20 protein-coding genes and 1 pseudogene are annotated in these 19,172 nt (G+C 66.6%); all 21 read left to right on the forward strand.

The features are described 5' to 3' along the window. Nucleotides 1–9: 9 nt before the first annotated feature. Entirely contained in the window at nucleotides 10–291 is a 282-nt protein-coding gene (rpsS, locus tag BN3385_RS07705) for a 30S ribosomal protein S19 (protein WP_003892827.1), read from the forward strand. After that, nucleotides 288–716, forward strand: a pseudogene (gene rplV, locus BN3385_RS07710) (50S ribosomal protein L22); the annotation flags it as partial. The gene rpsS and the pseudogene rplV, both read left to right, overlap by 4 nt. Before the next feature lie 32 nt (nucleotides 717–748). Next, nucleotides 749–1,576 (forward strand): 30S ribosomal protein S3, encoded by an 828-nt coding sequence (rpsC, locus tag BN3385_RS07715; protein ID WP_059015964.1) that lies wholly within the window; start codon nucleotides 749–751, stop codon nucleotides 1,574–1,576. A 3-nt stretch (nucleotides 1,577–1,579) separates the two neighbouring features. Continuing rightward, nucleotides 1,580–1,996, forward strand: a complete 417-nt coding sequence (gene rplP, locus BN3385_RS07720) for a 50S ribosomal protein L16 (RefSeq protein WP_059015965.1) — start codon at nucleotides 1,580–1,582, stop codon at nucleotides 1,994–1,996. Beyond that, nucleotides 1,996–2,229, forward strand: a complete 234-nt coding sequence (gene rpmC / locus BN3385_RS07725; RefSeq protein WP_059015966.1) for a 50S ribosomal protein L29 — start codon at nucleotides 1,996–1,998, stop codon at nucleotides 2,227–2,229. Before rplP ends, rpmC begins: the two co-directional genes overlap by 1 nt. Beyond that, nucleotides 2,229–2,525, forward strand: coding sequence for a 30S ribosomal protein S17 (gene rpsQ, locus BN3385_RS07730; RefSeq protein WP_059015967.1), 297 nt, complete (start codon nucleotides 2,229–2,231; stop codon nucleotides 2,523–2,525). Before rpmC ends, rpsQ begins: the two co-directional genes overlap by 1 nt. Before the next feature lie 135 nt (nucleotides 2,526–2,660). Further along, on the forward strand, nucleotides 2,661–4,628 hold the full coding sequence (locus BN3385_RS07735) for a hypothetical protein (RefSeq protein WP_156432633.1): 1,968 nt from the start codon (nucleotides 2,661–2,663) through the stop codon (nucleotides 4,626–4,628). Between the two features lie 94 nt (nucleotides 4,629–4,722). Continuing rightward, entirely contained in the window at nucleotides 4,723–6,669 is a 1,947-nt protein-coding gene (locus BN3385_RS07740; RefSeq protein WP_197415175.1) for a DEAD/DEAH box helicase family protein, read from the forward strand. A gap of 2 nt (nucleotides 6,670–6,671) precedes the next feature. Continuing rightward, on the forward strand, nucleotides 6,672–8,189 hold the full coding sequence (locus tag BN3385_RS07745) for a hypothetical protein (protein ID WP_059015969.1): 1,518 nt from the start codon (nucleotides 6,672–6,674) through the stop codon (nucleotides 8,187–8,189). Then, nucleotides 8,186–9,661, forward strand: coding sequence for a glycosyltransferase (locus BN3385_RS07750; RefSeq protein ID WP_059015970.1), 1,476 nt, complete (start codon nucleotides 8,186–8,188; stop codon nucleotides 9,659–9,661). The genes BN3385_RS07745 and BN3385_RS07750 overlap by 4 nt, the downstream gene beginning before the upstream one ends. Then, complete coding sequence (locus tag BN3385_RS07755) at nucleotides 9,658–11,331, forward strand: glycosyltransferase family protein (RefSeq protein WP_059015971.1); 1,674 nt, start codon at nucleotides 9,658–9,660, stop codon at nucleotides 11,329–11,331. Before BN3385_RS07750 ends, BN3385_RS07755 begins: the two co-directional genes overlap by 4 nt. A 72-nt stretch (nucleotides 11,332–11,403) precedes the next feature. Beyond that, nucleotides 11,404–13,752: an arylsulfatase gene (locus BN3385_RS07760; RefSeq protein WP_059015972.1), complete on the forward strand. Its 2,349-nt coding sequence runs from the start codon at nucleotides 11,404–11,406 to the stop codon at nucleotides 13,750–13,752. A 21-nt stretch (nucleotides 13,753–13,773) separates the two neighbouring features. Further along, nucleotides 13,774–14,475 carry a hypothetical protein gene (locus tag BN3385_RS07765; protein ID WP_059015973.1) on the forward strand — a complete coding sequence of 234 codons (702 nt, stop codon included), beginning with the start codon at nucleotides 13,774–13,776 and terminating at the stop codon, nucleotides 14,473–14,475. A gap of 4 nt (nucleotides 14,476–14,479) precedes the next feature. Further along, on the forward strand, nucleotides 14,480–15,397 hold the full coding sequence (locus BN3385_RS07770) for a formylglycine-generating enzyme family protein (protein WP_059016488.1): 918 nt from the start codon (nucleotides 14,480–14,482) through the stop codon (nucleotides 15,395–15,397). A 97-nt stretch (nucleotides 15,398–15,494) separates the two neighbouring features. Continuing rightward, nucleotides 15,495–16,412 (forward strand): hypothetical protein, encoded by a 918-nt coding sequence (locus BN3385_RS07775; RefSeq protein WP_059015974.1) that lies wholly within the window; start codon nucleotides 15,495–15,497, stop codon nucleotides 16,410–16,412. Nucleotides 16,413–16,690: 278 nt separating this feature from the next. Continuing rightward, nucleotides 16,691–17,059: a 50S ribosomal protein L14 gene (gene rplN, locus BN3385_RS07780; protein WP_003892852.1), complete on the forward strand. Its 369-nt coding sequence runs from the start codon at nucleotides 16,691–16,693 to the stop codon at nucleotides 17,057–17,059. Continuing rightward, nucleotides 17,060–17,377 (forward strand): 50S ribosomal protein L24, encoded by a 318-nt coding sequence (gene rplX / locus BN3385_RS07785; protein ID WP_059015975.1) that lies wholly within the window; start codon nucleotides 17,060–17,062, stop codon nucleotides 17,375–17,377. Nucleotides 17,378–17,379: 2 nt separating this feature from the next. After that, on the forward strand, nucleotides 17,380–17,943 hold the full coding sequence (gene rplE, locus BN3385_RS07790; protein WP_059015976.1) for a 50S ribosomal protein L5: 564 nt from the start codon (nucleotides 17,380–17,382) through the stop codon (nucleotides 17,941–17,943). 4 nt (nucleotides 17,944–17,947) lie between these two features. Beyond that, nucleotides 17,948–18,133 (forward strand): type Z 30S ribosomal protein S14, encoded by a 186-nt coding sequence (locus BN3385_RS07795; RefSeq protein WP_005143893.1) that lies wholly within the window; start codon nucleotides 17,948–17,950, stop codon nucleotides 18,131–18,133. Nucleotides 18,134–18,212: 79 nt separating this feature from the next. Continuing rightward, on the forward strand, nucleotides 18,213–18,611 hold the full coding sequence (gene rpsH / locus BN3385_RS07800; protein WP_059015977.1) for a 30S ribosomal protein S8: 399 nt from the start codon (nucleotides 18,213–18,215) through the stop codon (nucleotides 18,609–18,611). A gap of 21 nt (nucleotides 18,612–18,632) precedes the next feature. Beyond that, entirely contained in the window at nucleotides 18,633–19,172 is a 540-nt protein-coding gene (rplF, locus tag BN3385_RS07805) for a 50S ribosomal protein L6 (RefSeq protein WP_059015978.1), read from the forward strand.

The following is a 19,172-nucleotide window of genomic DNA, read 5'->3' on the forward strand; positions in this document are numbered from 1 at the left end:
GAGTAAGCAATGCCACGCAGCCTGAAGAAGGGTCCGTTCGTCGACGACCATCTGCTCAAGAAGGTCGACGTCCAGAACGAGAAGAACACCAAGCAGGTCATCAAGACCTGGTCGCGTCGTTCGACCATCATCCCGGACTTCATCGGTCATACCTTCGCCGTCCATGACGGTCGCAAGCACGTGCCGGTGTTCGTCACCGAGGCCATGGTCGGCCACAAGCTGGGCGAGTTCGCCCCGACGCGGACGTTCAAGGGTCACATCAAGGACGACCGGAAGAGCAAGCGCCGATGAGCACCGTTACCGAATATCCGTCTGCTACCGCCAAGGCCCGCTTCGTGCGCGTCTCGGCCAGCAAGGCGCGCCGGGTGATCGACCTGGTTCGCGGGAAGTCCGTCGAAGAGGCGCTCGACATCTTGCGCTGGGCCCCGCAGGCCGCCAGCGAGCCGGTCGCCAAGGTGATCGCCAGCGCTGCCGCCAACGCGCAGAACAACAACGGCTTGGATCCGGCCTCCCTCGTGGTCGCCACCGTCTATGCCGATGAGGGCCCGACGGCCAAGCGCATCCGGCCGCGCGCGCAGGGTCGCGCCTACCGGATCCGCAAGCGCACCAGCCACATCACCGTGATCGTGGAGAGCCGTCCCAGCAAGAAGGACGCCGGCACGTCGGCCAGCGCCGCCCGCGCTCGTCGTGCGCAGGCCAGCAAGGCTGCCAAGAAGACGGCTGATCAGACGAAGGAGGGCTCGGAGTAGTGGGCCAGAAAATCAATCCCCACGGCTTCCGGCTCGGTATCACCACCGATTGGAAGTCCCGGTGGTACGCCGACAAGCAGTACGCCGACTACGTCAAGGAAGACGTGGCCATCCGGCGCCTGCTGGCCACCGGTCTGGAGCGCGCCGGCATCGCCGACGTGGAGATCGAGCGCACCCGTGACCGGGTTCGGGTCGACATCCACACCGCGCGTCCGGGCATCGTGATCGGCCGCCGCGGCACCGAGGCCGACCGCATCCGCGCCGACCTGGAGAAGCTGACCGGCAAGCAGGTTCAGCTCAACATCCTCGAGGTCAAGAACCCCGAGTCGCAGGCGCAGCTGGTCGCCCAGGGCGTGGCCGAGCAGCTGAGCAACCGTGTGGCGTTCCGCCGCGCGATGCGCAAGGCCATTCAGTCGGCCATGCGGCAGCCCAACGTCAAGGGCATCCGCGTGCAGTGCTCGGGCCGCCTCGGCGGCGCCGAGATGAGCCGCTCGGAGTTCTACCGCGAAGGCCGCGTGCCGCTGCACACCCTGCGCGCCGACATCGATTACGGCCTCTACGAGGCCAAGACCACCTTCGGTCGGATCGGCGTCAAGGTGTGGATCTACAAGGGCGACATCGTCGGTGGCAAGCGTGAGCTGGCCGCCGCCGCACCCGCCGCCGACCGGCCGCGCCGTGAGCGTCCGTCGGGCACCCGCCCGCGCCGCAGCGGTGCGTCGGGTACCACCGCGACGAGCACCGAAGCTGGCCGCGCCGCCAGCGAAGGCCCGGCGGAGACGGTCGAGGCTTCGGCCGTCGAGCCCGCCGCTGAGAGCACGGAGAACTAAGTCATGTTGATTCCCCGTAAAGTCAAGCACCGCAAGCAACACCACCCTAAGCAGCGTGGTATTGCCAGCGGTGGCACGTCGGTGACGTTCGGTGATTACGGCATCCAGGCCCTGGAGCACGCTTACATCACCAACCGGCAGATCGAGTCCGCTCGTATCGCCATCAACCGGCACATCAAGCGTGGCGGCAAGGTGTGGATCAACATCTTCCCGGACCGTCCGCTGACCAAGAAGCCCGCCGAAACCCGCATGGGTTCCGGTAAGGGTTCCCCGGAGTGGTGGGTGGCCAACGTCAAGCCCGGCCGCGTGCTCTTCGAGCTGAGCTACCCCAATGAGCAGATCGCGCGCGAAGCACTGACCCGCGCGATCCACAAGTTGCCGATCAAGGCACGCATCGTGACCCGAGAGGAGCAGTTCTGATGGCAGTGGGCGTCAGCGCCGGCGAACTGCGCGAACTGACCGACGACGAGTTGGTCGACAAGCTGCGCGAGTCGAAGGAAGAGCTGTTCAATCTGCGTTTCCAGATGGCCACCGGGCAGCTGGACAACAACCGCCGGCTTCGCACGGTCCGGCAGGAAATCGCACGCATCTACACGGTGCTGCGGGAACGTGAACTGGGTCTGGCCTCCGGACCCGCTGGTGAGGAATCGTGATGGCAGAAACCAAGGGACCCAAGCACACCCCGGCGGCTGAGAAGCCCCGTGGTCGACGCAAGACCGCGATCGGCTACGTGGTCAGCGACAAGATGGAGAAGACCATCGTCGTCGAACTCGAGTCGCGCGTGCAGCACCCCAAGTACGGCAAGATCATTCGCACGACCAAGAAGGTCAAGGCCCACGACGAGGACGGCGTCGCCGGCATCGGCGACCGGGTCTCGCTGATGGAGACCCGTCCGCTCTCGGCGACCAAGCGCTGGCGCCTGGTGGACGTGCTCGAGAAGGCCAAGTAGCCACTCGCTTTCACCACGATCGTGGAGATGCCCATCGCCGATTGCGGCGGTGGGCATTTTCGTCGGTAACTAACGAAGGCGATAATTCGGCGGTTCGGCGCGGTCACCAGCAGGTGAGTGCCTACGATTCATCCGATGAAGAGCAGTTTCGCTAAACGGATGGCGGCGATTGCCGGCGTCACCGCGATGCTCCTCGCGGGGGGTACGTCGGGGGTGCACGCTGAGCCGACCACCGATCCGACGCCGGGTGGCGCGGTGGCCGACTCGCCGACGCTGTCGTTGGCCGATCTCGGCGAGAGCCCGACGCTGACGTTCTACGGCGCGGACAACACGACGAGTACGACGCTGTCGTTCCCGGTGCCCCAGGGCCTGACGCCGGTGTCGCTCAACGCGACTCTTCAGCTTCCGATCAATCTGCGGCTGGGCAATCTCACCGTCACCCAGAACGACCGGCCGATCAGCCGGATCGACCTGCCGTTGACCGATCAGGTGCCCGTGGTCATCCCGCTGGCCGGTGCCGAGGTGTCGGGCAACTACCTGTCGGTGACACTGACGGTGACCGCTATCCCGCTCGACGAATACTGCTGGGACCCGCTGTATCCGCTGCGGCTCATCAACAGCTCCATCACGTTCGGCGGCGCCGAGCCGATCCCGACCACCGTGGCCGCGTTCATGCCTCCGGTGCTGCGCAAGCTGACCATCGCGATTCCGCCACGGCCGTCGCAGGCCGAATCCAATGCCGCCGTGCAACTGGCGGCCGCCGTGACCGCCAAGTACGGCGGCCAGAGCCCGGACGTGTTCGTCACCGCGCTGCCCGACGGCGCGACCACACTGCCCGCCCCGTCGCTGCCCCTGGAACGGCAGGTCGTCCTCAAAGAGTCGCCCGACAAAGGGCTTTCACTGCAGGGCGGTGGGATTCCGTCGCTGTTGGTCAGCGGCCAGGGTGATGAGCTGACCAACCAGGCCCGGTTACTCGCCGACGACTCGCTGCGGTTCGCGCTGAGCCCCAAGGCCGTTGCCGGCCCACTGCAGTACCGGCTCAAACTGGCCGGCAACACCACCACACTCGTCCAGCTCGACCAGGCCGAGCTCACCTCGGTGGCGATGTGGCCGGAGGTCGGCATCACCTTGGATCAGGCCCGATTCGGGCACCCCTTGCAGGGTGTGCGGATTCATCTGCTCGGTTCCTACACCCCGGTTCCCGACTCTCTGGGCGCCGAGGTCAAGGTGTCGGTCGGCGGGCAGACCCTGGACCGCTGGGCCGCCGAGCGGGAAGGGGTGATCGATCGCTGGATCGACATCCCCGACAAGCTGCTGGGGCGCAGCACCACCGTCGTGGTCACCATCAACACCACGGGCTACCACGGCGGCTGCGGTGACTACCTGCCCATCCATCTGAGGATCAACGGCGGCACCGTCGTGACGGTGAACCCCGCGAATCCGCCTCTGCCGCCGGGATTCCGGTCGATTCCCCAGACCTTGATGCCGCGCACGCAGATCGGCATCGGCGATCCCGATCCATTCCTGGACACCGTTCGGGCCATTCAGATCGTGGTGGGAATCCAGCGGTTCAGCCCGATTCCGTTGATGACGACCGTCACCAGTCTCAAGCAGGCGATCGCCGGTACCGATCCGGCGATCCTGATCTCGGCCGACGGGTGGTCAGATAAATCCATCTCACTTCCGGTCACCACCGACAAGGGCCGCATCGACATCGAGGCGCGCGACACCGACAACAAGCCGCTGACCCTGACGCTGGATCCGGCGATCCAGTTCGGTTCGCTGCAGACGGTGTTCGACGGCAAGCGCACTCTGCTGATCGCGACGTCGAACGGGTTGCCCGCACAGGTCGACGACCTGCTCGGCTGGCTCACCGAAAGGCCGGGCCGCTGGGCGGGTTTGGATGGCAGAGCGGTCATTTCGGTTCCAGGACAGCTTCCCGTGACAGTGGCCAATGAGCCCGCCAGCATGGCCGCACCGCAAGCCCCGCCGGACAGCGGGGGCGACAAGTACTCGTGGGCCTGGTGGGTGGCCGGCGGGGTTGTCGCCGTGGCAGCCCTCGGGGCGTTGGCGATTCTGCTGAGTGCGCGCAAGACGGGTTAAGCGGATCGCTGATGGGATCGCGCGCACGGGGCCGAAGTTGTGTGTGAGACTGATGTGAAATTGACGCCCACCGAGCAAGGTCGCAGACATGCCCATGGTGCAGAACAGATCGCCGCGCAGGTCGGCGTGGATCGTCGCCATCCTCGCCCTGGCGCTGTGGACCGCGCCGCTGACCCGGGCTGAGCCGGATCCTCCTCCCGCGCCGCTATCGACCGCACCGACCCTGGCTCTCGTCGATATGGGCACCAGTGCCCCGCTGGCCTTCTACGGCGACCAGGGCACCGCCACGCTGACCTTCCCGGTACCGCAGGGCCTGGTTCCCATCGCGCTCAATGCGACCGTCGAGGTGCCGATCAACGTCGCGTCCGGAACGTTGAGCGTCACCCAGGACGAGCGCACCATCGCTCGCATCCCGCTTCCGCCGACCGACCAGGCGCCCATCGTGATTCCGCTCGCCGGGGCGGAGATCATCGACAACTCGGTGACGGTCACGCTGCGCACCTATCTGGTTCCGGTGCAGGGGTACTGCCTGGATCCGACGAATCCGCTGCGGCTGGTCAACGGATCGGTGACGTTCGACGGGGTCGAACTGCCGCCCACCACGGTCGCCGATTTCCTGCCGCCGGTGCTGCGCAAGCTGACCATCTCCATCCCGGCCAACCCGAGCAAGGTCGAGTCCGAGGCCGCGGTGCGTCTGGCTGCGGCCACCGTCGCGCATTACGGCACCCAGACGACCGCCGTCGCGGTGACCACGATCGGTTCGGGACCGGCGGCGCCGCAGTTCCCGTTCGAGCGCGGCATCGTCATCCAGGAAGGGCCGGACACCGGCCTGTCACTGCAGGGCGGTGATGGTGTCATCCCGGCCCTGCGGATCTCGGGACCGGCCAACGAACTGACCAACCAGACCCGGTTGCTGTCCTCGGACATCTCCCGGCTGGCGCTGAGCTCGAAGGCCGTTGCCGGACCACTGCGCATCACCGCGCAGCTTCCCGGCAACGTCACCACGTTGCGCGAACTGGGCCAGAACGCGGTCACCGCGGTGGCGCTGGCGCCTCAGGTCACCGTGGGACTCGACCAGACCCGGCTGGGCCGCTCGGCACATAACGTCCGCGTCCACCTGATGGGCTCCTATACCCCGGTGCCGGACGCCATCAGCGCCCGGCTGGTCGCCGTCGTCGGCGGTGAGACCATCGACCGCTGGCCCACCGACAACAACGGGGTGATCGATCGCTGGGTGTCGGTGCCCGACCGTCTGCTGCAGCGCTACACCAATCTCGGGGTGGCACTGAACATCGCGGGCAACACCGGGCGGTGCGGGGAGTTCCAGCCGCTCACCCTGACCATCGACGGCGACAGCGTGGTGCAGAGCGAACCGGCGATCCCGCCCGTGCCCAGCGGCTTCCAGTCGCTGCCGCAGGCGCTGATGCCGAGGGTTCAGGTGGGTATCGGCACCGACGCCTTCGCCGATACGGTGCGGGCCACCACGATCATCGTGGGTCTGCAACGCCTCAGCGCGCTGCCGATCGACGTCGCGGTCACCGACGCCCAAGCCGCGGTGAACAGCCGGCTGCCTGCGATCGTCGTGGCCGCCGACGGGTGGAAGTTCCCCCGCATCCCCCTTCCCGTCAGCCCGACCACGGGACGGCTGTCGCTGGAAGGGGTCGACGATGCCGGTGAACCCACCACGCTGACGCTGGATCCGGCGATCCAGTTCGGCTCGTTGCAGACGGTCTTCGACGGACAGCGCACACTGCTGGTGGCCACCTCCAACGGTGCCCCCGACCAGCTCGACGAGTTGCTGCGCTGGCTCAGCAGCGACCCGCGCCGGTGGTCGCGGCTCAACGGAGCGGCGATCGTCGCTACGCCGGGGCACAGCCCGGTCACCTTGGGCACGCAGCCCGGGGTGGCGCAGCCCCCGGCCGCGACCGTAGCGGATCGCAGGACCTGGGCCTGGGCGTTGGGCGGCGGCATCGTCGCCCTGGCCGCGATCGGCACCGGGTTGATCCTGCTGCGTTCCGGCAGAGGCGAATCCGGCGGCTGACGATGACGGCGACGGCAGCGACACCGCCGCACCTGGCGGAGCCACCCACCCCGTGGCTGCACGGGCTGCGGCCCGTCTACCGGCTGGTGTTGCGGTGGGCCTACATCGCCGTGCTGACCGTCTTCGCCTTTCACCGTTCCCTGGAGGCGGGGCTCGAATCGACCAGAGCGGGCAGCCTCAACGGCTACGTCTGGGTGGTGCCGGTCGCCGGCATCATGGCGGCCATCGGCGTCGCCCGCCGCGAGCGCACCGAACTGCCGATCCACGATCGCCAGACCGACGTCATCGTCGGCATCATCGGGATGGGTGTGGCCCTGATGGTGCACGGCGTGCTGCTGCAGCGCTACGCCAACTACTTCTACCTGCTGCGCCTGGACCTGCTGGCGATGTGGTTCTTCGTCGTCAGCGCCAGCGTGGTGTTGTTCGGGCTGCGGCCGGTGATCCGGTTCGCCTGGGTATGGGCACTGCTGCTGGCCGTCTTCCCGCTGCCGTACCAGATCACCGTGATCCTTCTGGGCGGCAGCCGGGTGGCCGCCGGCGCCGGGGTGCTGATCATCGCCGCCGCCGCCACCGCGATCGCGGTGGGGCGCACCCGAAGTAGGGGACTGGTCGGGGCTATCGGCTCCTGGGCGGTCGGCCTGATCGTCTTGATGGGGATCGCGGTGTTGCGGCCCACCGCACCGTTGTTCGCCTACCAGATGATTCCGGCGGTCACCGCGATCGCCGCGGTCGGGCTGACCCTGTTCTTCCTGGCCCGCCGGGGCGCCCGCAAACGCGTGCTCGATCGGCGGCTGGAACCCCTTGCCGCCAAGGATGTCTGGGCCGGCCTACCGCTGGTGCTGGCGGTCGCCGTCGCGCTGTCCCTGGTGAAACTCCCCGGCCCGACCAATCCGCCGACCACCTGGGTGTCGTGGATGACGTTCGGCCGGCCACTGTCGGCGCCGGTCGGCTGGCACATCACCGAACAGACCGAATACGACTGGGTCCGCAGGCTCTACGGGCGGGACTCGACCCTGCTGCGCCAGACGATGGTCGCCGACACCGGAAACCCCAAGTGGGACAAGTTCGCCCGGCCCCGGACGGTGATCGTCGACTCAACCAACACCTGGCGGCCGTTCTCGTTCAATGTTTATCCCTCCAACGTCCTGTACGACGTGGCCTCCAGTCGGTTGAGCGAGCCCTATCCGGTCGAGCTCGGGCACGGGGTCACCGGCTTCATGTTCAGCGTCGTCGACGACCAGCTGCTGGTCACCTGGAACATTCTGGTCTTCCATTGGCGCAACAAGGATTCCGCCCAGCGCATCCTGATCGGGGCGGTCGACAACCACGAGGCCGAGGCCCCCTTCCCCGAGCCCAACGGGGCGCTGCTGCCCACGCTGGGCACCCTGTTCACCGTGCTGCTGCGTGGCAACGCCGTCACCAGCAACAAGGATCCGGAGTTCAAGGACGCCGACATGCTCACCCAGTTCGGCAAGGGCCTGGTCGATGCCCAGCTCAAGGGTTCGGAGACACTGGGATGAACTGGCGCAACGTGCGCAGCCACGACGAGGCCACCGAGGAGGAGAAGCAGCGGGCACTGCATCGTGCCGTCGAGGGTCTGCGCGAAGACGATCCGATGCGGTCGGCGGCCAATCCGGTGATGGGCTGGCAGCGCGCCGTGCTGTGGGCCATGCTGATCGTCACCATCGGCTTCGCGATATGGCTGCCCATGCAGACCGCGGTCGCGCTGATCGGGTTGTGCACCTTCGGCTACGTCTTCACGATGCTCGACCGGGTGCTGATCTTCAAACAGGGGTTGGCCTCGGCGGCGCTGGTGATCTCCGACGAGAAGGCCCGCGCCATCCCCGACGACCAGCTGCCCGCGTACACGATCCTGGTCCCGGCTTACAACGAGCCGGAGGTGGTGGCCGACCTGCTCGGTGCGATGGCGGCGTTGGAGTATCCGGCGGACAAGCTCCAGGTGCTCCTGCTGCTCGAAGCCGACGACGACGTGACGATCACGGCCGCCGAGAGTTGCGCCGACTCCGAGACCATCACCATCGTGCTCGTCCCGCCCGCCGAACCACGGACAAAACCCAAGGCGTGCAACTACGGGCTGGAGTTCGCCACCGGTGAGATCGTCACCATCTACGACGCCGAGGATCTGCCCGAACCGCTGCAGTTGCGCCGCGTGGTGGCCGCCTTCCGCGAACTGCCCGACAACATCGCCTGTGTGCAGGCCAAACTGGCCTATCACAACGGCCACCAGAACCTGCTCACCGGATGGTTCACCGCCGAGTACGGGCTGTGGTTCGGCTATCTGCTGCCCGGGATGATGCGCAGCAACTCGCCGATTCCGTTGGGCGGCACCTCCAATCATCTGCGCCGCGACGTGCTGGACCGGATCGGGGCGTGGGATCCGTTCAACGTCACCGAGGATGCCGACCTGGGCCTGCGGATCGCGGCATCGGGGTATCAGACCGCGGTGCTGGACTCCTCGACGCTGGAGGAAGCCAACAGTGACCCGATCAACTGGGTCCGGCAGCGCTCGCGATGGTACAAGGGCTATCTGCAGACCTGGCTGGTCCACATCAGACGACCGCGACAGCTGTTGCGCACCATCGGTTTACGCAGCTTCATCCGGTTCAACCTGGTGATGGCGGGAACCCCGATCATCGCCGTGCTGAACCTGCTGTTCTGGTTCATCACCGCGCTCTGGTTCCTGGGACAGCCGGCCGTGGTGGAGGCCGTCTTCCCCTGGTACATCTATTTCCCCGCATTGGCTGCGCTGATCCTGGGCAACGGCGCCACCCTGTACATGAATCTGATCGCACTGCGCGAAGACGATCGCTCGGACCTGCTGGTGGCCGCGCTCACCGTGCCGGCCTTCTTCGTGATGATGAGCATCGCCGCGGCCAAGGGCACCTACCAGCTGATCCGTAATCCGTCCTACTGGGAGAAGACGTTTCACGGTCTGTCCCAGAAACCGGATCCCGGGCCGGCGACCTCATGACCGTCCTGGCCGACCGCCGCCTCAAGACGGTGGCCTTCGCCGCGGCCTTCGTGGTGTACCTGGCGGTGGGCTACTGGCTGCAGGTCGCCAACGGGTTCATCCTGGGCGACGCGCTGTCGCGGGTGTCGGCGGCGCAGAGCGTGTTGTTCAGCCGTTCGCCGCATCTGGCGGCCATTGGCTTCATCTTCACCCCGCTGACCGCGATGGTGCAGATTCCGGTGATCGCGGCCAGTCCGATCTTCCCGGATCTGGCCGCGCGCGCGTTCGCGGGCTCGATCATGTCAGCGGCGTTCATGGCCGGCGCCGTGGTGCAGATCCTGTCGATGGGTACCGACCGTGGTCTGCCGCGGTGGTATTCGCTGACCATCACCACACTGTTTGCCCTGAATCCGATGATCATCTTCTACGGGTCCAACGGCATGAGCGAGGCGCCGTTCATCTTCTTCATCTCCTGGGCGGTGCGCCGGCTCATCCTGTGGATGGTCGACGACGACGTCCACCACCTCGTTGCCGCCGGCGGTATCGCGATGGGGCTGGCCTACCTGACCCGCTACGACGCGGTGGCCTGCGTGGCCGCCGCCGGCTTCGTGGTGGGCACCACCACCTATCTGCGGGCCCGTCGGCCACCGCGGTTCCGTCGTGCCCTGCTGGACCTGATCCTGGTCAGCGCGCCCGGCTTCGTCGCGTTCATCGGGTGGGCGGCGGCCAGCTGGCTGATCACCGGTGAGGCCTTCGCCCAATTCACCTCGCAATACGGCAATTCCGCGATCCTCAAACAATCCGGCACGGTGGCGGCCGGACCGGTCGACGGCCTGGTGTTCGCCGGCACGTGCACCCTGCTGCTGGCGCCGACCCTGATCCCGATCGGCGTGTGGGCCGGGTTCATCCGCTGGGGTAGGCCGAAATGGACCATGCTCATCCCGCCGCTGGCGATCTACGGAGCGGCACTGACGTTTCAGGCGCTGACCTTCGCCGCGGGCTCCACATTCCCGTTTCTGCGCTTTTACATCATCGCTATTCCATTCTCGGCGTGCCTGGCGATGCTGGCCGTTCCCGACGGCGCGTTCGTCACACCCAAGCGGCGCGGCCGCAACGCGCTACCGCCCACGCACGCCCTGTCGACCCGCACCCGCGCCGGCTATGCCGGGGTGGCGCTGGCGCTCGCGATCAGTGTGCCGGTTACCGGGTGGGGGATGAGCCTGCCGCGGTATGCGCCGCAGGAGTATGCGCTGGGGGCGGTGATCAATCCGGCTCCCGACAGCACCAGTCCGCAGAAGGCCGTCGAGCATCGCATCGCGCGGACCTTCTCCACTGAGCGCGCCATCGCCGGCTACCTGGATGACCTCGATTTACCGCACAGTTCGGTCATCACCGACACGGTGTACGGCTTCGCCGTCGTCGCCGCCTCCCGCAACCCCCGGATGTTCGTGGTGCCCTCGGATCCGGACTTCGTCCGGCTGCTCAACAACCCGTCGGGCAACGGCATCAAGTATCTGCTCGCCGTGCCGCCCACCGGCCGCGGCGTGTCCGACGCGCTCAATCAGCGCTACCCGACGCTCTACGACACCGGTGCCGACGTGGCCACCCTGGAGCTGGAGATCCCCAATGACGGCGTCGGCCAACCGAACTGGCGCCTGTACCGGGTCAATGAACCGGTGCCGGAAGCCTGAGTCGGCGGACCGGATCACTCAGCAGATTCCTACCCGGCGCAGGTAGGGTCGCCTCGACGATAGGGGTAATGAATGGCAACGGAGTTCGCCGGCAAGATCGCGCTCGACATTCGGGATTCCGAACCCGACTGGGGTCCGTACGCCGCTCCGAAGGCGCCACCGGAGGCGCCCAACGTCCTCTACGTGGTCTGGGACGACGTCGGCATCGCCACTTGGGACTGCTTCGGCGGGCTGGTCGACATGCCGGCGATGTCGAGGATCGCCGAACGCGGTGTGCGGCTCTCGCAGTTCCACACCACCGCGCTGTGTTCGCCGACCAGGGCCTCGCTGCTCACCGGTCGTAACGCCACGACCGTCGGCATGGCGATGGTGGAGGAGTTCACCGAAGGGTTCCCCGGCAACAGCGGCCGCATTCCCGACGACACGGCCCTGATCTCCGAGGTGCTCGCCGAGCACGGCTACAACACCTACTGCGTCGGCAAATGGCACCTGACCCCGATCGAGGAATCCAATCTTGCTGCCACCCGGCGGCATTGGCCGCTGTCGCGCGGATTCGAGCGGTTCTACGGATTCATGGGCGGGGAGACCGACCAGTGGTATCCCGAACTGGTCTACGACAACCATCCGGTGGAGGCGCCCGCCACCCCGGAAGAGGGCTATCACCTCTCCAAGGATCTCGCCGACAAGGCCATCGAGTTCATCCGCGACTCCACGATGGTCGCCCCGGACAAACCCTGGTTCACCTACCTGTGCCCCGGTGCCGGCCACGCCCCGCATCATGTGTTCACCGAGTGGGCCGACCGCTATGCCGGCCGCTTCGACATGGGCTACGAGCGGTACCGGGAGATCGTGCTGGAGAACCAGAAGAAGCTGGGCATCGTGCCACCCGACACCGAGCTGTCCGGGGTCAATCCGTACAGCGACGTCACCGGACCGAATGGGGAACCGTGGCCGCTGCAGGACACGGTGCGGCCGTGGGATTCGTTGTCCGACGACGAGAAACGGCTCTTCACCCGGATGGCCGAGGTGTTCGCCGGCTTCCTGTCCTACACCGACGCCCAGATCGGCCGGGTGCTGGACTATCTCGAAGAGTCCGGCCAGCTGGACAACACCATCATTGTGGTGATCTCCGACAACGGGGCCAGTGGCGAGGGCGGCCCGAACGGATCGGTCAACGAGGCCAAGTTCTTCAACGGCTACATCGACACGGTCGAGGACAGCTTGCGTGTCATCGACGAATTGGGGTTGCCGACCACCTACAACCATTACCCGATCGGGTGGGCGATGGCGTTCAACACTCCGTACAAGCTGTACAAGCGCTACGCCTCCCATGAGGGGGGAATCGCCGACACCGCAATTGTGTCCTGGCCCAACGGAATCGCCGCACACGGTGCGGTACGGGACAACTACGTCAACGTCGCCGACATCACCCCCACGGTGTATGAGCTACTCGGGATCGAACCGCCGCAGACGGTCAAGGGCATCGCGCAGAAGCCGCTCGACGGGGTGAGTTTCAAAGGCGCACTGGATGATCCGGAGTTCGTCACCGGAAAGCACACCCAGTTCTACACCATGCTGGGCACCCGGGGAATCTGGCACGACGGCTGGTTCGCCAACACCGTTCACCCGGCGGCACCGTCGGGCTGGTCGCACTTCGACGACGACCGCTGGGAGCTCTACCACATCGCCGAGGACCGCAGCCAGACCCGCGATCTGGCGGCGCAGCATCCGGAGAAACTCGAGGAGCTCAAGGCGCTCTGGTTCGCCGAAGCGCAGAAATACAACGGGCTTCCGCTCTCGGACCTCAACGTCTTCGAGATGGTCGGTCGCTGGCGGCCCGGCCTGGCCGGTGACCGGTCGAGCTACGTGTACTACCCGCACACCGCACCGGTGTCGATGGGTGCCTGCGTGATGATCGGCGGTCGCTCCTTCTCGGTGCTCGCCGACGTCGTGGTCGACGGCCCCGATGTCAGCGGGGTGTTGCTCAAGCAGGGCGCCGGCCACGGCGGGTACGTGCTGTTCGTCGCCGACGGCCGGCTGCAATTCGTCTACAACTTCTTCGGCGAACTCGAGCAGCGGGTCATCGCACCCGACCCGGTGCCGACCGGACACCACATCCTCGGGGTGGGTTACGCCCGCACCGGGGTGGAGGGCACCCACACACCCGTCGGCGACGTCACTCTCTATGTCGACGGTGCGGCGGTGGCGACACTGCCCGGGGTCAAAGCCCACCCGTTCACGTTCGGGTTGGCCGGCGGCGGGGTCAGTGTGGGCCGCAATCTGGGCCAGCCGGTGTCGACGGCCTACCGGGCACCCTTCGAGTTCCGCGGCGGAACGATCCAGCGTGTGGTGGTCGATGTCTCGGGCAGCCCGTACGTCGACGCCGAGCGTCAACTCGCGGCGGCTTTCGCCAGGGACTGACGGCCGCGTCATACTGGGTAGGTGACTCGGCTGGTGTGGGCCGCCTCGGCGGTGGTGGTACTGGCCGCATCCGTTGTTGCCGGCTGCGCCCGCGACAGTGGGGGCACCGCCGTGCGGGCGGAATCGTCGGTGGCCAGTGCAACTACCACGACCAGCACATCGGCGCTGGCCACGGCCACCGATACCCCGGAGTCCTCCGAACCGGGCGTGCTCGAGACCGCCCGCCAACCCGTCCCGGCGAACGCGACGGTGTGTCCGCAGGAGTTCTCCGGCCCGACCGCGGTGGCCACTGTCGCCGATCCGGCGGCCCCCAGGATCACCATCGCCCTGCCCGACGGCTGGGCCGCCACGCCCGGCTCCGGTGACGTCGGTGCCCGGCTGACCGGTCCGGACGACATGCTCGCCGAGATCACCATCGCCGCCACCCCGCTGGACCCGGCCGCCGCGTTCACCCGGTACTCCGACGACCTGATGGCCAAGTACCCGATCAGCACGCTGAGCCTGCTGCCCGCCGACCTGTGCGGCTTCAGCGGGCAGAAGCTGATGGGCACCTGGGCCGATGACCCCGACGAGTCGATCCAGTACCAGGACCGTATCGCCCACATCTGGACCAACTCGAAGAACTATCTGGTGGCGATCCACGTCGAAGCCCCCTCGGGCACAACCGGTTTCGATGCTGCCGCTGATGTGCTGACCGGCGACTTCAGCGTCGTCATACCCTGACATGGTGCTCGGCGAGCTAGTCGAACTGCCCGGCGGATCGTTCCGCATGGGTTCGGTCAGCTTCTATCCCGAAGAGGCACCGATCCACACCGTGACGGTGGCCCCGTTCGCGATCGAGCGCCATCCGGTGACCAACGCCGCGTTCGCAGAATTCGTCGCCGACACCGGCTACGTCACCGTCGCCGAGCGCCCCCTGGACCCCGCGCTGTACCCCGGTGTCGCCGAAGCCGACCTGCTGCCCGGGTCGCTGATCTTCCGGCCCACGCCGGGTCCGGTGAACCTGAGCGACTGGCGGCAGTGGTGGGACTGGGCCCCCGGCGCCCACTGGCGTCAGCCGTTCGGCGCGGGCAGCGACATCGTCGGCAAGGACGACCACCCGGTGGTGCAGGTGGCGTATCCGGATGCGGCAGCCTATGCGGCGTGGGCCGGTCGGCGGCTGCCCAGCGAGGCCGAATGGGAGTACGCCGCGCGCGCCGGCAGCGACACCACCTATGCCTGGGGTGAGGAGCCGACCCTCGACGGTGCCCTGATGGCCAACACCTGGCAGGGCCGCTTTCCGTACCGCAATGACGGTGCCCTGGGCTGGGTCGGAACGTCGCCGGTGGGCACCTTCCCGGCCAACGGCTTCGGCCTGGTCGACATGATCGGCAACGTGTGGGAGTGGACCACGACACGGTTCGCTGCGCATCACCTCGGGGCAGGAGCGCAGCGACTCGGGGGACAGGCCGCGCCGGAACAGAAAAGCGCCTGCTGCCCGCCACCGGTGGACCCGGATCCGTCCGTGAACCAGGCGCTCAAGGGCGGTTCGCACCTGTGCGCACCGGAGTACTGCCACCGCTACCGGCCGGCCGCACGCTCGCCGCAGTCCCAGGACAGTTCAACCACACATATCGGGTTTCGCTGCGTGGTCAGCCGGACCTGACGCCGAGCCTGGAGTTATCGACACTTCCACTCGCGTTTCTGCACGACAGCGACAGCTTCGGCGAGAACTGTCGGCCCTGATTGCGACTATCCCCGCCATGAGAAGGCTGATCGTCGGCAGTCAGGCACGGCGCGCGCATACCGTGACTGAATACGAGTTGCGCCGTGGCTACGTGCGCATGCATCGCGATGTCTATCTACCCAAGGGCTATTCACCGGACCTGGTCGACGTCATCGACGGAGCATGGTTGCGGTCCGGGCGTCAGGGCGTCGTCGCCGGGATTGCCGCCTCGGCACTGCATGGCGCTTCCTGGGTGGACGCCGACACTCCTGTCGAGCTGATCTGGAACAACACCAGGCCACCTCAGGGGATGATCGCCCGGGCCGAACGGTTGCAGCCCGACGAGATCACCACGCACGAGTGCATCCCGGTCACCACGGCGGCCCGCACCGCGTTTGACCTGGGCCGGCACCTCCCGCGGCAGGAGGCATTGATCCGCCTCGACGCTCTCAAGCGGGCGACGGCCTTCCTCGACGAGGAAGTCATCGCGCTGACGAAGCGATACAAGGGGGCTCGCGGCGTGCGGCAGTTGCTCGAACTGCTGCCACTTGTCGACGGCGGTGCGGCGTCCCCGCAAGAGACCCGGTTGCGGTTGTTGTACCTGGACGCCGGGTTTCCGCGGCCGACCACGCAGATTGCCGTCTTCGACGGACGTTGGCGGGTGCTGCGCACGCTCGACATGGGCTGGGAGGACGTCAAGGTTGCTTCCGAGTACGACGGCGATCAGCATCGCACCGACCGCAGGCAGTACGTCCGGGACCAGCGGTTGCTGCCCGAGGTTGCCCGGCTCGGCTGGGACGTGATCCGGGTGATCAAAGAGGATAGTGACCAGGGGATCCTCGACCGTACGTATCTGAGCCTCGTGCGGCGCGGATGGGACGGACGGCTGCGTCCGTCCCGGCGGAACGGCTGGTGGCAGCCTCCGGCGAAATTCGGCGATGCGGCCAGCCTGTAGCTGTCGACACGTCCACTCGCAGTTCTTGTCAGTAAGTAAAGTTTCGACGGGGGCGAGCCTGGTCGCTGGCGTGATCAGCGCTGATTTGGAGCTTTCCCGCTCGTCACCTAGTATTTAGGGGTTGCCTAGGGCAGACCTCGGCTGGCCGGAACCGTTTTTCGACGGATCAGGTTGGCCCTGCGTGCCCCTTCGGAAACAAAGACCGCGCACGTCAAGTTCCTTTGGCCTGTCCAACCGGGTTTTGGCGTGCACACAGTTACCAGATCCGAGGAGATCTAGTGATTCAGCAGGAATCGCGACTCAAAGTCGCCGACAACACGGGCGCCAAGGAGATCTTGTGCATCCGCGTGTTGGGTGGCTCGTCGCGGCGCTACGCCGGTATCGGCGACGTCATCGTGGCGACCGTCAAGGACGCCATCCCCGGTGGCAACGTCAAGCGTGGCGACGTGGTCAAGGCCGTCGTGGTGCGCACCGTCAAGGAGCGTCGCCGGGCCGACGGCAGCTACATCAAGTTCGACGAGAACGCTGCGGTCATCATCAAGAACGACAATGACCCGCGTGGCACTCGCATCTTCGGCCCGGTCGGCCGCGAGCTGCGCGAGAAGAAGTTCATGAAGATCGTCTCGCTGGCCCCGGAGGTGTTGTAAATGAAGGTCAAAAAGGGCGACACCGTGCTGGTCATCGCCGGCAAGGACAAGGGCGCCAAGGGCAAGGTCCTGCAGGCATTCCCGACCCGTAACCGGGTTCTGGTCGAGGGCGTCAACCGGATCAAGAAGCACACCGCGCAGTCGGCTAACGAGCGTGGCGCGTCCTCGGGCGGCATCGTCACCCAGGAGGCGTCCATCCATGTCTCCAACGTGATGGTCATCGACTCCGACGGCAAGCCCACCCGCGTCGGCTACCGCGCCGACGAAGAGTCGGGCAAGCGCGTTCGAATTTCCAAGCGCAACGGTAAGGACATCTGACGATGACCACTGCAGAGAAGGTTCAGCCGCGGCTGAAGGCGCGCTACCGCGCCGAGATCAAGGACGCGCTGAACAACGAGTTCAACTACGCCAACGTCATGCAGATCCCCGGCGTGGTCAAGGTTGTCGTCAACATGGGTGTCGGTGACGCCGCCCGCGACGCCAAGCTGATCAACGGCGCGGTCAACGACCTGGCGCTGATCACCGGCCAGAAGCCGGAGATCCGCAAGGCGCGTAAGTCCATCGCCCAGTTCAAGCTGCGCGAGGGCATGCCGATCGGTGCGCGGGTGACCCTGCGCGGCGACCGGATGTGGGAGTTCCTCGACCGCCTCGTGTCGATCGCTCTGCCGCGTATCCGCGACTTCCGCGGCCTGTCGCCCAAGCAGTTCGACGGCCACGGCAACTACACCTTCGGGCTCGCCGAGCAGTCGGTGTTCCACGAGATCGACGTGGACTCCATCGACCGGCCCCGGGGCATGGACATCACCGTCGTCACGTCGGCGACGAACGACGAAGAAGGCCGCGCGCTGCTGCGGGCCCTCGGCTTCCCGTTCAAGGAGAACTGAGCAGATGGCAAAGAAGGCACTGGTCAACAAGGCCAACAAGAAGCCTAAGTTCGCCGTGCGGGCCTACACCCGCTGCAACAAGTGCGGTCGTCCGCACGCCGTGTACCGCAAGTTCGGCCTGTGCCGTATCTGCTTGCGCGAGATGGCCCACGCCGGCGAACTGCCCGGTGTGCAGAAGTCCAGCTGGTAAAGACCCCCAGACCCTTTTTGATGAACAGCGCAGCAGGCCCGTTCGGGAACCGTTGCGAGGAAGGTAGACAGGCCCAGTCATGACTATGACGGACCCGATCGCAGACTTCTTGACACGTCTGCGCAACGCCAATTCGGCGTATCACGACGAGGTGACCCTGCCGCACTCGAAGATCAAGGCGAACATCGCCGAGATCCTCAAGAGCGAGGGTTACATCAGCGACTTCCGCACCGAGGATGCCCGGGTCGGCAAGTCGCTGGTCGTCTCGCTCAAGTACGGCCCCAACCGCGAGCGCAGTCTCGCCGGTCTGCGCCGGGTGTCCAAGCCCGGTCTGCGGGTCTACGCGAAATCCACCAATCTGCCGCGCGTGCTCGGCGGCCTGGGTGTGGCGATCATCTCCACGTCCTCGGGCCTGCTCACCGACCGCCAGGCAGCCCGACAGGGCGTGGGCGGCGAAGTCCTCGCGTACGTCTGGTAGCGGGATAGGAGACGTAGAACCATGTCGCGTATTGGAAAGCAGCCGGTGCCGGTTCCTGCCGGTGTCGATGTGACGATCGACGGGCAGAACCTGTCGGTCAAGGGCCCCAAGGGCACGCTGGCCCTGGAGGTCGCCGAGCCGATCACGGTGTCGCGCAACGACGACGGTGCCATCGTGGTGGCCCGGCCGGACGACGAGCGTCGTAGCCGCTCGCTGCACGGCCTGTCCCGCACGCTGGTCGCCAACCTGGTCACCGGTGTGACCGAGGGGTACGTCACGAAGATGGAGATCTTCGGCGTCGGCTACCGCGTCCAGCTCAAGGGCAGCAATCTGGAGTTCGCGCTCGGATACAGCCACCCGGTGGTCATCGAGGCTCCTGAGGGCATCACCTTCGCGGTGGAGACCCCCACGAAGTTCTCGGTCTCGGGTATCGACAAGCAGAAGGTCGGCCAGATCTCGGCGAACATCCGTCGGCTGCGTCGCCCGGACCCGTACAAGGGCAAGGGTGTGCGCTACGAGGGTGAGCAGATCCGCCGCAAGGTCGGAAAGACAGGTAAGTAA

The sequence above is a fragment of the Mycobacterium sp. M26 genome, from assembly GCF_001494595.1.
In the GTDB taxonomy this organism is placed as follows: domain Bacteria; phylum Actinomycetota; class Actinomycetes; order Mycobacteriales; family Mycobacteriaceae; genus Mycobacterium.

Bases quoted from the DNA above. Each gene is read 5' to 3' on its own strand.
- rpsS (WP_003892827.1), top strand. From the start codon at position 10: ATGCCACGCAGCCTGAAGAAGGGTCCGTTCGTCGACGACCATCTGCTC.
- rplP (WP_059015965.1), top strand. From the start codon at position 1,580: ATGTTGATTCCCCGTAAAGTCAAGCACCGCAAGCAACACCACCCTAAG.
- rpmC (WP_059015966.1), top strand. From the start codon at position 1,996: ATGGCAGTGGGCGTCAGCGCCGGCGAACTGCGCGAACTGACCGACGAC.
- rpsQ (WP_059015967.1), top strand. From the start codon at position 2,229: ATGGCAGAAACCAAGGGACCCAAGCACACCCCGGCGGCTGAGAAGCCC.
- BN3385_RS07735 (WP_156432633.1), top strand. From the start codon at position 2,661: ATGAAGAGCAGTTTCGCTAAACGGATGGCGGCGATTGCCGGCGTCACC.
- BN3385_RS07740 (WP_197415175.1), top strand. From the start codon at position 4,723: ATGGTGCAGAACAGATCGCCGCGCAGGTCGGCGTGGATCGTCGCCATC.
- BN3385_RS07745 (WP_059015969.1), top strand. From the start codon at position 6,672: ATGACGGCGACGGCAGCGACACCGCCGCACCTGGCGGAGCCACCCACC.
- BN3385_RS07750 (WP_059015970.1), top strand. From the start codon at position 8,186: ATGAACTGGCGCAACGTGCGCAGCCACGACGAGGCCACCGAGGAGGAG.
- BN3385_RS07755 (WP_059015971.1), top strand. From the start codon at position 9,658: ATGACCGTCCTGGCCGACCGCCGCCTCAAGACGGTGGCCTTCGCCGCG.
- BN3385_RS07760 (WP_059015972.1), top strand. From the start codon at position 11,404: ATGGCAACGGAGTTCGCCGGCAAGATCGCGCTCGACATTCGGGATTCC.
- BN3385_RS07775 (WP_059015974.1), top strand. From the start codon at position 15,495: ATGAGAAGGCTGATCGTCGGCAGTCAGGCACGGCGCGCGCATACCGTG.
- rplX (WP_059015975.1), top strand. From the start codon at position 17,060: ATGAAGGTCAAAAAGGGCGACACCGTGCTGGTCATCGCCGGCAAGGAC.
- rplE (WP_059015976.1), top strand. From the start codon at position 17,380: ATGACCACTGCAGAGAAGGTTCAGCCGCGGCTGAAGGCGCGCTACCGC.
- BN3385_RS07795 (WP_005143893.1), top strand. From the start codon at position 17,948: ATGGCAAAGAAGGCACTGGTCAACAAGGCCAACAAGAAGCCTAAGTTC.
- rpsH (WP_059015977.1), top strand. From the start codon at position 18,213: ATGACTATGACGGACCCGATCGCAGACTTCTTGACACGTCTGCGCAAC.
- rplF (WP_059015978.1), top strand. From the start codon at position 18,633: ATGTCGCGTATTGGAAAGCAGCCGGTGCCGGTTCCTGCCGGTGTCGAT.